The sequence below is a fragment of the Paenibacillus lactis genome, assembly GCF_017873605.1.
Lineage (GTDB): Bacteria > Bacillota > Bacilli > Paenibacillales > Paenibacillaceae > Paenibacillus_AQ > Paenibacillus_AQ lactis.
In genome coordinates this window covers 176,178-188,576 of the sequence record NZ_JAGGKI010000002.1, presented here as the reverse complement: position 1 = coordinate 188,576, position 12,399 = coordinate 176,178, and the positions used below count along the sequence as shown (strand labels likewise).

Genomic DNA, 12,399 nt, shown 5'->3' with positions numbered 1-12,399 from the left:
GACACATCCTCTGTATATGATGACAAAGTTTTGAAGCTATGGAGCTTCTGAAGTTAGCGGCCCCGGATTAGCTGGTCACCATCTGACCTCCGTTTACATGGATTGCTTGACCGGTCACAAACGATGAATCGATGGAGGAGGCCAGGTATACATAAGCCGGAGCAAGCTCATAGGGCTGTGCCGCCCGCTTCATGGGCGAATCGGTGCCGAATACGGCGACTTCCTCGGCCGGGAAGCTGGAAGGAATAAGCGGCGTCCAGACCGAGCCGGGCGCAACCGTGTTGACGCGTATGCCTTGATCGACCAGCGAGAGGGCCAGTGACCGGGTAAGCGAGACGATCGCCCCCTTAGTGGAGGAATAATCGATCAGCTCCTTGAAGCCCGCGTAGGCGGTAATCGATGCCGTATTAATGATCGAAGCGCCGGCTTTCAGATGCGGCAGAGCGGCCTGAATCATAAAGAAGAACGGGAAAATATTCGTCTGGTAGGTCTGGTACAGCTGCTCCTCCGTAATGTCCAAAATACTCTGCTGGACATATTGGACGCCATGATTGTTAACGAGCACGTCCAGCCTGCCGAACTCGGCAAGGGTTTGCCGGATGACAGCCTCGCAATTTTTTTTGTAGCGCAAATCGATTTTAATCGGGATGCAGCGCTGCCCAAGCTGTTCGATTCGGGCTTTGGTGACTTCCGCATCCGATGTCTCATATAAGTAGGGGATGACCAGATCGGCGCCTTCCTTGGCAAAAGCAATGGCTGCCGCCTTGCCGATTCCGCTGTCTCCTCCGGTCACGATGGCGACTTTGCCTTCCAGCTTGCCGCTGCCGCGATAAGCCGGGTCTTCCGTAATGGGAACCGGCTTCATCAAGCTTTCAAGACCGGGCTGAACGGGTTGATGCTGCGGCGGGAACGCAATAGGCTGCTCCTTGCATACCGTTTTGAAGCCGATATAAGGGATGGGCTGCTCAGCATTCATGACAATCCTCCTCGGGCATAGATGACATTGCATCCACGGTGATGTTTTATCTCTATGCATTCGCCCAGTTCGGGGTGCGGCCTCATTACAAGATATTCACAACATCCTGCAAATAGTGTGTTAAACTGTTTCCAAATTGATGGAAGTGTTGGGATTAACGGGAATGGTCCGCGAGGGGAGAATGGGAAGTCATGAAACCGGTGAAACGCTCTAAACTAAGGCTTTGGGCGGGAAAACAGTATTTTACCTGCCGGCGCTATTGGGAATGGCTGAAGCAAGGCAGAAGAGGCATGGCACGGATAAGGTCTTCCGAGCCGCTGCACTATCCCGTCTTCAAGCATCGGACGCCGCTGATGCGCCGGCTGAAGGATGTCGACATGTGGTACCAGCATAATAAAGTAATCAATCTGCGCCTTGCGGTGCGACGTCTGGACGGCCTTCTCATCCGTCCCGGCGAAACCATGTCCTATTGGAAAATGATCGGCCGTCCTACCCGGCGCAAAGGTTATGTGGATGGCATGGTGCTCTTTTACGGCGGCTTTAGGGCAGGCATCGGCGGAGGCCTGTGCCAGCTCTCGAATTTGATATACTGGATGACGCTGCATACGCCGCTTCAGGTGACAGAGCGTCATCGCCACAGCTACGACGTGTTTCCGGATTCTGGCCGCACCCAGCCGTTCGGCAGCGGAGCGACCTGTGCTTACAATTATTTGGATCTACAGATTTATAATCCGACGGAGGATATTTATCAGCTGTCGGTATATGTATCAGACGAGGAGCTGATCGGGGAGTGGCGCTGTACGGCTCAGCCGCTGTACCGCTATCAGGTGTATGAGCGGGAGCACCGCATCACGCAGGAAGCGTGGGGCGGATATGCGCGGCATAACGTGATCGGCCGGAAGGTGTTCAGCCGGGAAGGCGAGCTGCTTGACGATGAATGGATTACGGAGAATCATGCGCTTATGATGTATTCTCCCCTGCTTGCCCAGAACGCAGAGGACACAGAGAGTACAGAGAAAGCACAAGCAGCACAGACAGCAGAGAACACAGGGAAAGCACAAGCAGCACAGACAGCAGAGAACACAGAGAAAGCAACCATTTTTACCGGCTGATGAATCGTCCATGTTCATGCACTGCCTGCAGAGCGTTATATGTCGTAGGCGTCCATTGACAAAGACGCAGACACATTGATACGATGATAATAATTCTGACTAATTTGCTCTGATTTGACATTCCGTAACGTTCCGGGAGGGCTGACGGCCCTTATTGATGAACGAAGACTTTGCGGGTGCGTTTATGTAAAGCCTTGGTATATGGAAGTGGAGCATACATACCGTCCGATCTTTCCCGACGGGGGACATTAGCGAGGGCGTCCGGGAGGGGATGACGGAAACATTATGAAAATAACCGAGGTGAGAAAAATGGCGAAAGCTGTCATCATTAACGGGAGTCCGACAGCAGGCTCCCGCTTGAATGCGATTATGGAATATGCCGAGCAGGCGCTGACTGCCGCGAATTTCGAGGTGAGCCGGATTGATGTTGCTTCACTTCCGCCTGAGGATCTGATCCATACCAAATTCGAGAGCGAGCATATCGTCAAAGCGAACGGCCTCGTCGCCGAGGCCGATGCCGTCATTGTAGCGAGTCCGGTATATAAGGCTTCCTATACGGGGGTGCTTAAGACGTTTCTGGATTTGATTCCGCAGAAGGGCCTGGCCGGGAAAATCGTGCTTCCGCTCTTTATCGGCGGTTCATTGGCACATTTGCTGGCGATTGATTATTCACTGAAGCCCGTGCTCTCCTCAATCGGAGCCCGCCATATTCTCGGCGGCGTGTATGCGGTGGACGCCCAGGTGGCTCGTACGGAGGATGGCGGCTTTGATGTAGCGGAGGTGCTTCAAGAGCGCCTGGCTCAAGCGATAGAGGAGCTGATCGAGGAGACTCGTTACCGGACCGGGCGCGGTTAACCGCTTGCCGCTGCTGGCCACTTGATAGATGGAACCAAGATACTTTGAACCTATATACATCAAACCTATATACATCAAACCGTGGAGGGATAGCAATTGCAGAAGCTAGTGTTTTTTGTCGGAGTCGCAGGGACGGGGAAAACCACCGTTGCCAAGAAGCTTGCGGTACGTATACCGGCCGCTTTTCTTGACCGCGATACGGTAGGCGGCCGTTTTGTTGAAAAATTCCTGGAAAGCAACGGACTGGATCCGAATGACCGGGACTCTTCCTTCTATAAGGAAAATCTGCGCGACCTCGAATATGATACAACGAAGGATATCTGCATCGAGAATTTGAATGCGGGGCAGAACGTATTCATGATTTCGCCGTTTACCGCCGAGCTCAAGAACCGCGAGTGGATCAAGGAGGTCATCACGGCCGCTGGCCTGACGAAGAGCGATGTGGACGTGAAGGTGATCGTGGTGACGTTAAAGGATATGGATCTGCAGAAGGAGCGGATTATCGATCGCCAAACGGAGCGGGACCAGTGGAAGCTGGACCATTGGGATGACTTCAAGAAGCGGGTGGATTTCGTGCCGGAAGTGAATTGGGACATTCCGCAGACGTCGATCAAAGTATTCGACAACAGCGGTGATCTTACCGAGGATAAGGTGGACGAGCTGTACCAATTCATCGTGCAGGAATAGAAAGGCCCCCCTTTTTGGCAAAAGGACCGGCTTTTCGTTCACCACGAAGCTTATGCTGCGCGCATGGCAGGCTATCTTCATGAAGCCGTCATGCGCGCTTGTCGTATAGGGAGATGCAGGATAAGCAGGTGCCGAGCATTATGTAACCCGCCGAATCGTAGATTTTAATCATAGGACGCAAGGAGGGAAGGCCCTTGGAGAGCTCTGCCATGCTGGCTTATTTACGAAGCGTTGTGCTTATGAGAGACCGGATACCTTCATTTCGGGAATATCCTTTCAATCTGCCGGCTGTAAACGCGATGGACGGCTTGACGTTCCATCCGAAGGTCACCTACATCGTTGGGGAGAACGGAATGGGCAAATCGACGCTGCTGGAGGCGATTGCGGCGGCACTCGGCTTCAATCCGGAAGGGGGAACGATGAATTTCTCGTTCGCTACCGAGGAAACCCATTCGAGGCTGTATGAATACATCCGAACGGTCCGGGGCGTCCGCAAACCGCGGGACGGCTTCTTCTTCCGGGCGGAGAGCTACTACAACGTTGCGTCCGAGGTGGATGCGATGGAGCGGGAGATTCCCGGGCTGTACGATTCCTACGGAGGAAAATCCTTGCATGCGCAGTCGCACGGGGAATCCTTCTTTGCCACCTTTTTGCACCGGTTCCGCGGGAGCGGGCTGTACATTATGGATGAGCCGGAAGCGGCGCTGTCCCCGTTTCGCCAAATGGCGCTGCTTCGGAGAATCCATGATCTGGTTCAGGAGGATTCGCAGTTCATTATTTCGACGCACTCCCCGATTGTCATGGCTTACCCGGACTCGGTCATTTATAAGCTGACCCCTGAGGGCGTAGAGGAGTCCAGCCTGGAGGAGACGGACCATTATATGATCACCAAGGAATTCGTAAACAACCGGGGAGCGATGCTGCGCGAACTGTTTGCGGACGATGAGGAATAGCGTGATTTTATTCGTAAAACCCGTGTTTCAGCAGAACGCTGCACTAAAAAAGTCGAACCTTACCATGTAAGGATTCGACTTTTTTAATAGCAGGGTCCCTAACCGTTATACCAGTGATCTTTCCTGTCGGAATGCTTTCCCTTTCCTTTGACCAGCTTTAACGTTGCCACGATCAGAAAGCTGACAATCACCAATAAGAGCCATGAGCTCACCTTCCCCAGATGAACGAGACTCCAGGCTTCGGCCTGGTTTGGATATTTCCACGCGCCAAAGAATGTTGCGATATTTTCGGCAACCCATATAAAAAATCCGATAAGTACAAAAGAAAGGGCAAGCGGCATCCGATAACGAGTCCCGTTCACCTCGTAGGTGACCCAGGATGGCCAAAAGACGAGGATGACGAGTCCGGATAACCACCATCGAACGTCGATCCAATAGTGGTGCGTGAAGAAATTTAAATAAATCGCGGCTGCCAGCGTTACAACGAGCGAGAAAGGAGGCCATTTCACCAGTTCAACCTTCAGCCGCCTCCAAGCCTGGCACAGATAACTTGCTACGCTTGCGTACATGAATCCGCTATACAGAGGCACGCCAAAGATTTTAAAATATCCCTCCTCCGGGTATGACCAAGAGCCCATGTGAACCTTGAAAATTTCAAGAGCGAGTCCGATCAGGTGGAACAACGTGATCACTTTGAGTTCATCCCGTGTTTCAAGCCCGGAACGCACCATCCACCACTGCATCAGCAGGCAGATAATGAGAAGCCAGTCGTAGCGCGGAAGGAAGGGAAGCGGCACGAATTTCGTAAAGGCCAATGAGGCAAAAATAACGACCGGAAACAAGCACGATAAGGCCTGCTCCCAACCAAAACGAACGAGCTGTCGTAGTGCCCTCATGCTGCGCGTCTCCATTTTTGAATGGTCCATGAGCAAGCTCCCCTTCTGGAATGGATTCATTGAACTAACTCCCTGATGAATCCCGTTTAACCTGGACGTCTTCATCGCGGTATTCTAAAATATCTCCGGGCTGGCAGTCCAAAGCCTTGCAAATGGCTTCTAACGTTGAGAAGCGAATCGCTTTGGCCTTTCCGTTCTTCAATATCGACAGGTTTGCCATGGTGATTCCTACCCTCTCCGACAGCTCGGTAACACTCATTTTCCGTTTGGCCAGCATCACATCAATGTTGATTATAATTGCCATTGTTTTCACCTCAGACCGTTAAATCATTTTCGGATTTGATATGAATCGCTTCTTGTAAAAGTCTTTGGAGAACAGCGGCAAAGACGGCGATCACGGATGAAGCAAAAATAATGACCAGTCCGAGCACGATGATCCCCGGGGCATCATCTTTCTCCGCCAGGAGATAGAAGAGCGGCATGCCGGCCGCATACAAAATGCTGATCGTAATGGCGCAGTTCCTAATACTCTTTAATGCCTTCACGGACAATTCGGAGAAGGCTTTATTCTGGTCGATGTAGTTTAACAGCTTAAAAGCCTGATACAGAGCTAAGTAAAAGGGGATCGCCGATGCATACAAATCGATGGAAACGAGATATTTTAGATAAACATGGTCCGGATACAATTCAGCCGCGAAACTCGCGATATTAGGCACCACAAATATGCACAAAGCAAGAACCGGAATTCCAATCAGAATAACCGCGATTCTTAAAAAGAGTGTTGTTCCTTGTTTCATAACATGCACCTCGCTTATTTATTGTTCATCATAATAACACGACTTTTATCGTTTATCAATAAATTAATATTGATTAATATTAATTTATTGTTGTTATGGAATATTCCTGTCGTCATAAATCCATAGCTGCGATTAGACCTTCAGTCCAGGTAGAATCGGGATGGTAAGGGGATGCGGCGGCGATTTGCCAACCGTTTTGAAATGATGTATTCTATGGGGGATTAAGAACGTACGGCAGGTTAGGAAAGTTCATTTTTTAACGAAGAGGAGGAGTATTCGGATGAAGAAGAGATCGCTTGTTTCGTTGTCCCCCGGCATCGGATACTCCACCGCTGTTTTCTTTGATCTTGGCCAATCACGGGAGAAGTGTGTCCACAATTGGAAACTGAACGCGACCGTTATCCTGCGATCGGCCTCATGATCATGTAAGGATACAGTGGAATAAACGCCACAGGTCGCTTACCTGTGGTGCATGGATCGGCAGCGTACGCCACAGGTATAACCTATGGTGTTTTTTTGTTTTGCCGCATAGGAGATGCGGCCATATCATCCTATCGAAAAAGGAGAGATTTGCATGCAGCTGCAAGGGGAACGTATTGTTGTGAAGCCGGTGGAGCTTTCGGATGCCGAGGCTCTGCTGAAGCTGGAGAAGGAGAATCGGGAGTTTTTTCAGCGGTTTACTGGCAAGCGGGACGAGCATTTTTTTACCAAGGAGGGACAGATCGAACGGATCCGGAAGGCGGTGGACGATCGGGAAACGGATCAAGGCTATCTGTATGCCATTGTATTGCGGGACACCGGGCAGATCATCGGTGAAGTCATGCTGACCGAGCCGGTGCGTGGGAATTTGCAGAGCTGCTGGATCGGCTATTTTCTGGATAAGTCATTCAATGGGCAGGGGTACATGACGGAAGCCGTACGGCTGGTCGTCCGCCATGCCTTCGAGGAGCTGCGGTTCCACCGGATCGAGGCGGGAGTCATGCCGCATAATCTCGGCTCGATGAACGTGCTGTTGAAGGCCGGGTTCCATAAGGAAGGCATCGCCCGTAAAAACGTCAACATCAACGGACGGTGGGAGGACCATCAAACGCTGGCGATCCTAAACGAAGCCGATGAGGAGAAGCGGTCCGGAATTGAACGTTGCAACCCGCCCGTCATTGCGCCGCCGCTCGGTCCGTACACCCATGTCACCAAGGTGCCGCATGGAGCCGCGCTGCTGGTCTTCTCCGGCCAAGTCGGAACCGATCCGGAAGGGAAGCTGCCGGATGACATGAAGCAGCAGGTGGAGCATACGCTTGCGAATATTCAGCGGTTGCTGGAAGCCGAATCGCTCACGGCGGACCATATCGTCAAAATCAATATTTGGGCAGTGGAAGAGGTCGATTGGAGCCATTTCCATGAGGTGTGGGCGAAGTTCCATGGCGGTCGGCCGCCGGCGATGACGATGGCTTATGTGCCGGGGCTTGCGATGCCGGAGCTGAAGGTCGAGATCGAGGTATGGGCGGCTGCCGGATAAGAAAAGGCGGGCAGGAAGAGGGATCGCGTCCAGAGGGAATTCATTCATGTAACCCGTCCAAGTAATTCATCCATATAGCCCATCCAAATATATTCAACAGTTCATCCGCCCAAGTAAAATCATGATGGCATCCATCATGTCATCGAAGTAAATTCATCATCCACCCTGTCATCCATGTAAAAAACCTCCGTCCATCCCTTTGCAGGGATAGCGGAGGTTTTGTCTATGAGAGATAAAAGCTTGGCAGATCCGGGCTTACCTGCGAGTACAGCTTACAGATCGTCAAACCCGTTGTCGTCGCCGACTTTCCCGTAGTTGCGGGACTTCGCTTCGAAGAAGTCAGTCTTCGTTGCATTCAGCGCTTCGTCGGAGAACGGCTTGATCCATGGCATGCAGTTCACGTCCACGCCTTCGTACGCTTTCTCCAGTCCCATCATGGTGATGCGGCGGTTGGCGATGTATTTGATGTAATCGGACAGCTCGTTCAGATCAATGCCGCGCACATTGCTCAGCGTGTAATGCGCCCAGTTCGTCTCCAGCTCGACCGCGCGATCGATCGTGCGGTACACGTAATCGATGTTCTCCTTCGTGTTCAGCTCAGGGAAGTCCTTGAGCAGCTGCTTGAACACTTCAGCGAAGAAGTAGCAATGCTGGTTCTCGTCACGCTGAATGTAGGAGATCATTTGGCTCGTTGCCATCATCTTCTGATCACGGGCCAGGTTATAGAAGAAGGCGAACGTACTATAGAAGAAAATGCCCTCGAGAATCAGGTCGGCGACCATCGCTTCAAAGAAGGATTGCGGCGACGGATTGTCCCGGAAGCTCTGGTAAATGTTCGAGATGAACTGATTGCGCTCCAGCAGAACCGGATCATGCTTCCAGTATTCGAAAATTTCCTTTTGCTCCTGCTCCGTAACGATCGAGGAGAGCACATAGGAGTAGGATTGGTTATGAACGACTTCCTGCTGCCCGATAATGGCCGAGATGGCCTCAAGCGAGGAGTCGGTGAAATAGCGCTTCACGTCGCTGACAAACATCGTCTGCATGGAGTCCAGCACAGCCAGCAGGGAGATGTTGATCTTGAAGGTGCGCTGCTCCTCCGGATCAAGGTGCGGGAATTGCTGCGCATCCTTGGACATCGGGATTTCGTCCGCGATCCAGTGGTTCAGCAGCAGCACCTTGTACAGCTTGTACATATGAGGCATCCGAATATCGTTCCAGTTGAGGATCCCTGAGCATTCGCCCTCAATGATCCGTGTGGAGCGGTTAGGTGCTTCGGTATTGAATATTTTTTGCATTTGCATAACCATTCTCTCCTTGCATTTATAGTAGGGCGGGTATCAACAGGACGGGTATCCACTCTCCGGCCGCTGTTGTCCGCCCTTTGCCTGAATGTATTGTGAAGGGTGCAAAGGGCTCCCAAAGGCGGACGTAAACTCCTCCGATTGGATACCCTTACCCTTGTAGTCTTTTTTATTGCTTACTCAACGGATGTTCGCTTCGCGCTCGACTAAACGCAAGCAGCCCGCTCATTGTGTTTGCGCCACATGAGCAGCGAATCCCAAAGGGAGAGCGATCCTTGCAGGAAGTTGAACCAAACACGCAAGCAGCCGCTCATTGTATTCGCGCCACATGAGCAGCGAATCCCAAAGGGAGAGCGATCCTTGCAGGAAGTTGCACCAAACACGCAAGCAGCCCGCTCATTGTGTTCGCGCCGCATGAGCAGCAAATCCCGAAGGGAGAGCGATCCTTGCAGGAAGTTGCACCAAACAAGCAAGCAGCCCGCTCATTATGTTCGCGCCGCATGAGCAGCGAATCCCGAAGGGAGAGCGATCCCCGCAGGAAGTCGCACCAAACACGCAAGCAGCCCGCTCATTGTGTTCGCGCCGCATGAGCAGCGAATCCCAAAGGGAGAGCGATCCTTGCAGGAAGTCGCACCATCAAAGCACGCATGAAATCATTCGTCCCTGCACCAACATTCCAGCGTTCCCGCAGGGAGAAAGCGCTCCTAGCACCAAAGTACCTGGAAGAAGCGCCGCATCCGTCTCATTTCACAAGCTTGCGGGTGTCCAGAGGGCAGAGCCCTTGGGGCCCTCCCTTGGAAGGGAGGGTTTGGGTGGGTTCGTTAGCTAGCACAGCTTTCGCATTCTTCAATCGTCAGCGCACGGCTGCGCACATAGTACGTTGTCTTGATGCCGGCTTTCCAGGCATGCAGGTGCAGGTCCAGGAATTCCGATGCCCGGATGTCAGGACGAACATACAGGTTGAAGCTTTGCGCCTGGTCCACATGACGTTGACGGGCAGCAGCCATTTTAATGGACCAATGCTGGTCGATCAGGAAGGCTGTTTTGTAATACCAGATTGTTTTTTCAGACAGATCCGGAGCCGGGTTGGCTACTTTATATGTCGTCTTTTCTTCATAAGACAGCAGCTCATACAGCGGGTCGATGCTTGCCGTAGAACCGGCAATGATCGACGTGGAGCCGTTCGGTGCGATCGCGAACATCCACGCGTTGCGGACGCCATTTTCTTGAACTTCCTTCTGCAGCTCGCGCCACTGCTCGGTCGTTACGAATTTGCCTTCATGCTCGCCGTCGGTGTAACCGCGGAACGTAAAGTATTCGCCGCTTTCCCAGGCAGAGCCTTTGAATTTCGGATAGTGGCCTTTTTCCTTGGCCAGCTCCATGCTGGACTTCACGAGCAGGTAATTGATGTGTTCGTACAGATTATCATTGTATTCAACCGCTTCGTCGGATTCCCAGCGGATGCCTTCGAGAGCCAGCAGATGATGCAGGCCGAAGGTGCCGAGTCCGACAGCGCGGTACTGGCTGTTCGTATATTGAGCTTGCAGCACTTCGATATTGTTGATGTCGATTACGTTGTCCAGCATGCGAACCTGGATCGGTACGAGCCGCTCCAACACGCCGGCAGGCACTGCACGCGCCAAGTGAATGGAGTTCAGGTTGCAGACAACGAAATCGCCAGGGATTTTCGAAATCACGATCCGGGTTTGGCCGTCTTTGGTGACGAGCTCTTCTTGCTCAACCACGGTTGGCGACTGGTTCTGCATGATTTCCGTGCACAGGTTCGAAGAGTAGATCATGCCGTGTGCGGAGTTCGGGTTCGCACGGTTTACCGTATCGCGGTAGAACATGTACGGAGTTCCGGTCTCCAGCTGGGATTTCATGATCCGCTTCATAATATCGATCGCTTGTACGGTAATGCGCGGCAGGTTCGGATTCGCCAAGGCCTCCGCATATTTCTCGCGGAACGCGCCTTGACCCGGCGTTTGATCGTAGAAGTCCTCAAGACCGAGCGGGCGGCCGTTCTCATCTTTCCAGCCCATGATCTTCTTCACTTCATGCGGGCAGAACAGGCTCCATTCTTCACGGGCTTCAACAGCCTCCATGAACAGGTCAGGCAGACATACGCCGTGGAACACGTCATGGGCTCTCATGCGCTCATCGCCGTTGTTCAGCTTCAGATCAAGGAAGGACAAAATGTCCTTGTGGAACACGTCCAGATAGACCGCAATGGCGCCTTTGCGTGTGCCGAGCTGGTCAACGCTCACCGCCGTGTTGTTCAGCTGGCGGATCCAAGGGATGACGCCGGAGCTGGTGTTCTTGTGGCCGCGGATATCGGAGCCGCGTGCGCGGACCTTGCCGAGGTAGACGCCGATGCCGCCGCCCATTTTGCTAAGACGGGCTACGTCGGTGTTGGAATCGAAGATGCCTTCCAGGGAATCGTCAACGGTGTCGATGAAGCAGCTGGAGAGCTGGCCTGCGACCTTCTTGCCGGCGTTGGACATCGTTGGCGTTGCGGCCGTCATGTACAGATTGCTCATTGCCCAGTACGCTTCCTTAACAAGCTCGAGGCGTTTGTCTTCAGGCTCCTGGTGCATGAGGAACATGGCAATGACCATGTAGCGCTCCTGCGGGAGCTCCATCACGCGCCCGTCGAAATCCGTTGCAAGGTAACGCTCGGCCAGCGTCAAGAGACCGATGTAATCGAACAGCAGGTCGCGGCTTGGATCAATGCACTCGCCAAGCTCCTCGATTTGCTCCTTCGTGTAGCAGGTCAGAAGGTCTTCACGATAGATGCCCTTCTGGACGAGCTCCGTAATGAGCGGATAGAAAGCGCCGTAAGGCTCTTCCGGATAGGCTTTGTAGCGGCGGTTGTGGGCCGCTTTTTTATATAAAGATGTCAGGAATGAACGAGCCGCCGCAAATTTCCAGTCAGGCTCTTCCTTGGATACGAGCTCAAGCGCGGACATCGTAAAGGCATTGCTGATTTCCTCGCCGGTAACTTGCTCACCGCGGAGTTTGGAATTCACGCCTCGAAGCAGGCGCTCCTTGTCTAGCATGTCCAATCCCTTCAGGATCCGGTCGGCATAGACGGAGAGGCGAATTTCATCAAAGGCAAGCTGACGGTTGTTTGGTTTAACTACGAGCTGGGGCATACAAAAAATCCTCGCTTTCTTTGGGGGAAATTGAAAAAAGAACATGAAAAAAACATTTTCTAAAACCTAAGGGCAGGCTTGAAAATGTCCGTGCGCTGTGGATGGTTTGAATAAAGCTGACATAAGCCCATATTCGGGCATGATGTTA

General features: G+C 52.5%; 11 protein-coding genes and 1 pseudogene. 6 read left to right on the top strand and 6 right to left on the bottom strand.

All coding sequences use genetic code 11. The features are described 5' to 3' along the window. Positions 1-67: 67 nt before the first annotated feature. The gene (locus J2Z18_RS03820; RefSeq protein ID WP_028404765.1) at positions 68-976 is read right to left on the bottom strand and encodes an SDR family oxidoreductase; all 909 of its coding nucleotides are present in this window, start codon (positions 974-976) and stop codon (positions 68-70) included. Positions 977-1,167: 191 nt separating this feature from the next. On the opposite strand from J2Z18_RS03820, the pseudogene J2Z18_RS03815 reads away from it, so the two are divergent. From J2Z18_RS03815 to J2Z18_RS03800, 4 genes and pseudogenes are all read left to right on the top strand, one after another. Next, positions 1,168-1,983, top strand: a pseudogene (locus tag J2Z18_RS03815) (VanW family protein); the annotation flags it as partial. A 414-nt stretch (positions 1,984-2,397) separates the two neighbouring features. Continuing rightward, positions 2,398-2,943, top strand: coding sequence for an NADPH-dependent FMN reductase (gene ssuE, locus J2Z18_RS03810; RefSeq protein WP_210094350.1), 546 nt, complete (start codon positions 2,398-2,400; stop codon positions 2,941-2,943). A gap of 96 nt (positions 2,944-3,039) precedes the next feature. Next, on the top strand, positions 3,040-3,630 hold the full coding sequence (locus J2Z18_RS03805; protein ID WP_210094207.1) for a P-loop nucleotide/nucleoside kinase family protein: 591 nt from the start codon (positions 3,040-3,042) through the stop codon (positions 3,628-3,630). A gap of 194 nt (positions 3,631-3,824) precedes the next feature. Beyond that, entirely contained in the window at positions 3,825-4,583 is a 759-nt protein-coding gene (locus tag J2Z18_RS03800; protein WP_007130474.1) for an AAA family ATPase, read from the top strand. Positions 4,584-4,681: 98 nt separating this feature from the next. Here the strand turns inward: J2Z18_RS03800 and J2Z18_RS03795 are convergent, their stop codons facing one another. The 3 genes from J2Z18_RS03795 to J2Z18_RS03785 form a co-directional block, all read right to left on the bottom strand. Next, positions 4,682-5,479 (bottom strand): DUF817 domain-containing protein, encoded by a 798-nt coding sequence (locus tag J2Z18_RS03795; RefSeq protein ID WP_050954042.1) that lies wholly within the window; start codon positions 5,477-5,479, stop codon positions 4,682-4,684. A 64-nt stretch (positions 5,480-5,543) separates the two neighbouring features. Further along, positions 5,544-5,783 (bottom strand): helix-turn-helix domain-containing protein, encoded by a 240-nt coding sequence (locus J2Z18_RS03790; RefSeq protein ID WP_210094206.1) that lies wholly within the window; start codon positions 5,781-5,783, stop codon positions 5,544-5,546. Between the two features lie 10 nt (positions 5,784-5,793). Beyond that, positions 5,794-6,276 carry a DUF2975 domain-containing protein gene (locus J2Z18_RS03785; RefSeq protein WP_007130471.1) on the bottom strand — a complete coding sequence of 161 codons (483 nt, stop codon included), beginning with the start codon at positions 6,274-6,276 and terminating at the stop codon, positions 5,794-5,796. 280 nt (positions 6,277-6,556) lie between these two features. Here J2Z18_RS03785 and J2Z18_RS03780 point away from each other — a divergent pair, with 280 nt between their 5' ends. Beyond that, entirely contained in the window at positions 6,557-6,697 is a 141-nt protein-coding gene (locus J2Z18_RS03780) for a hypothetical protein (protein WP_007130470.1), read from the top strand. 153 nt (positions 6,698-6,850) lie between these two features. Further along, the gene (locus J2Z18_RS03775; protein WP_210094205.1) at positions 6,851-7,792 is read left to right on the top strand and encodes a GNAT family N-acetyltransferase; all 942 of its coding nucleotides are present in this window, start codon (positions 6,851-6,853) and stop codon (positions 7,790-7,792) included. Between the two features lie 272 nt (positions 7,793-8,064). Here the strand turns inward: J2Z18_RS03775 and J2Z18_RS03770 are convergent, their stop codons facing one another. Both J2Z18_RS03770 and J2Z18_RS03765 read right to left on the bottom strand, forming a co-directional pair. Continuing rightward, the gene (locus tag J2Z18_RS03770; RefSeq protein WP_210094204.1) at positions 8,065-9,096 is read right to left on the bottom strand and encodes a ribonucleotide-diphosphate reductase subunit beta; all 1,032 of its coding nucleotides are present in this window, start codon (positions 9,094-9,096) and stop codon (positions 8,065-8,067) included. A gap of 821 nt (positions 9,097-9,917) precedes the next feature. Next, positions 9,918-12,251 carry a ribonucleoside-diphosphate reductase subunit alpha gene (locus tag J2Z18_RS03765; RefSeq protein ID WP_007130467.1) on the bottom strand — a complete coding sequence of 778 codons (2,334 nt, stop codon included), beginning with the start codon at positions 12,249-12,251 and terminating at the stop codon, positions 9,918-9,920. Between the last annotated feature and the right edge of the window lie 148 nt (positions 12,252-12,399).

Excerpts from the sequence above, each read along its gene's own strand:
- J2Z18_RS03820 (WP_028404765.1), bottom strand. The coding sequence starts at position 976 with ATGAATGCTGAGCAGCCCATCCCTTATATCGGCTTCAAAACGGTATGC.
- ssuE (WP_210094350.1), top strand. The coding sequence starts at position 2,398 with ATGGCGAAAGCTGTCATCATTAACGGGAGTCCGACAGCAGGCTCCCGC.
- J2Z18_RS03795 (WP_050954042.1), bottom strand. The coding sequence starts at position 5,479 with ATGAGGGCACTACGACAGCTCGTTCGTTTTGGTTGGGAGCAGGCCTTA.
- J2Z18_RS03790 (WP_210094206.1), bottom strand. The coding sequence starts at position 5,783 with ATGGCAATTATAATCAACATTGATGTGATGCTGGCCAAACGGAAAATG.
- J2Z18_RS03785 (WP_007130471.1), bottom strand. The coding sequence starts at position 6,276 with ATGAAACAAGGAACAACACTCTTTTTAAGAATCGCGGTTATTCTGATT.
- J2Z18_RS03780 (WP_007130470.1), top strand. The coding sequence starts at position 6,557 with ATGAAGAAGAGATCGCTTGTTTCGTTGTCCCCCGGCATCGGATACTCC.
- J2Z18_RS03775 (WP_210094205.1), top strand. The coding sequence starts at position 6,851 with ATGCAGCTGCAAGGGGAACGTATTGTTGTGAAGCCGGTGGAGCTTTCG.
- J2Z18_RS03770 (WP_210094204.1), bottom strand. The coding sequence starts at position 9,096 with ATGCAAATGCAAAAAATATTCAATACCGAAGCACCTAACCGCTCCACA.
- J2Z18_RS03765 (WP_007130467.1), bottom strand. The coding sequence starts at position 12,251 with ATGCCCCAGCTCGTAGTTAAACCAAACAACCGTCAGCTTGCCTTTGAT.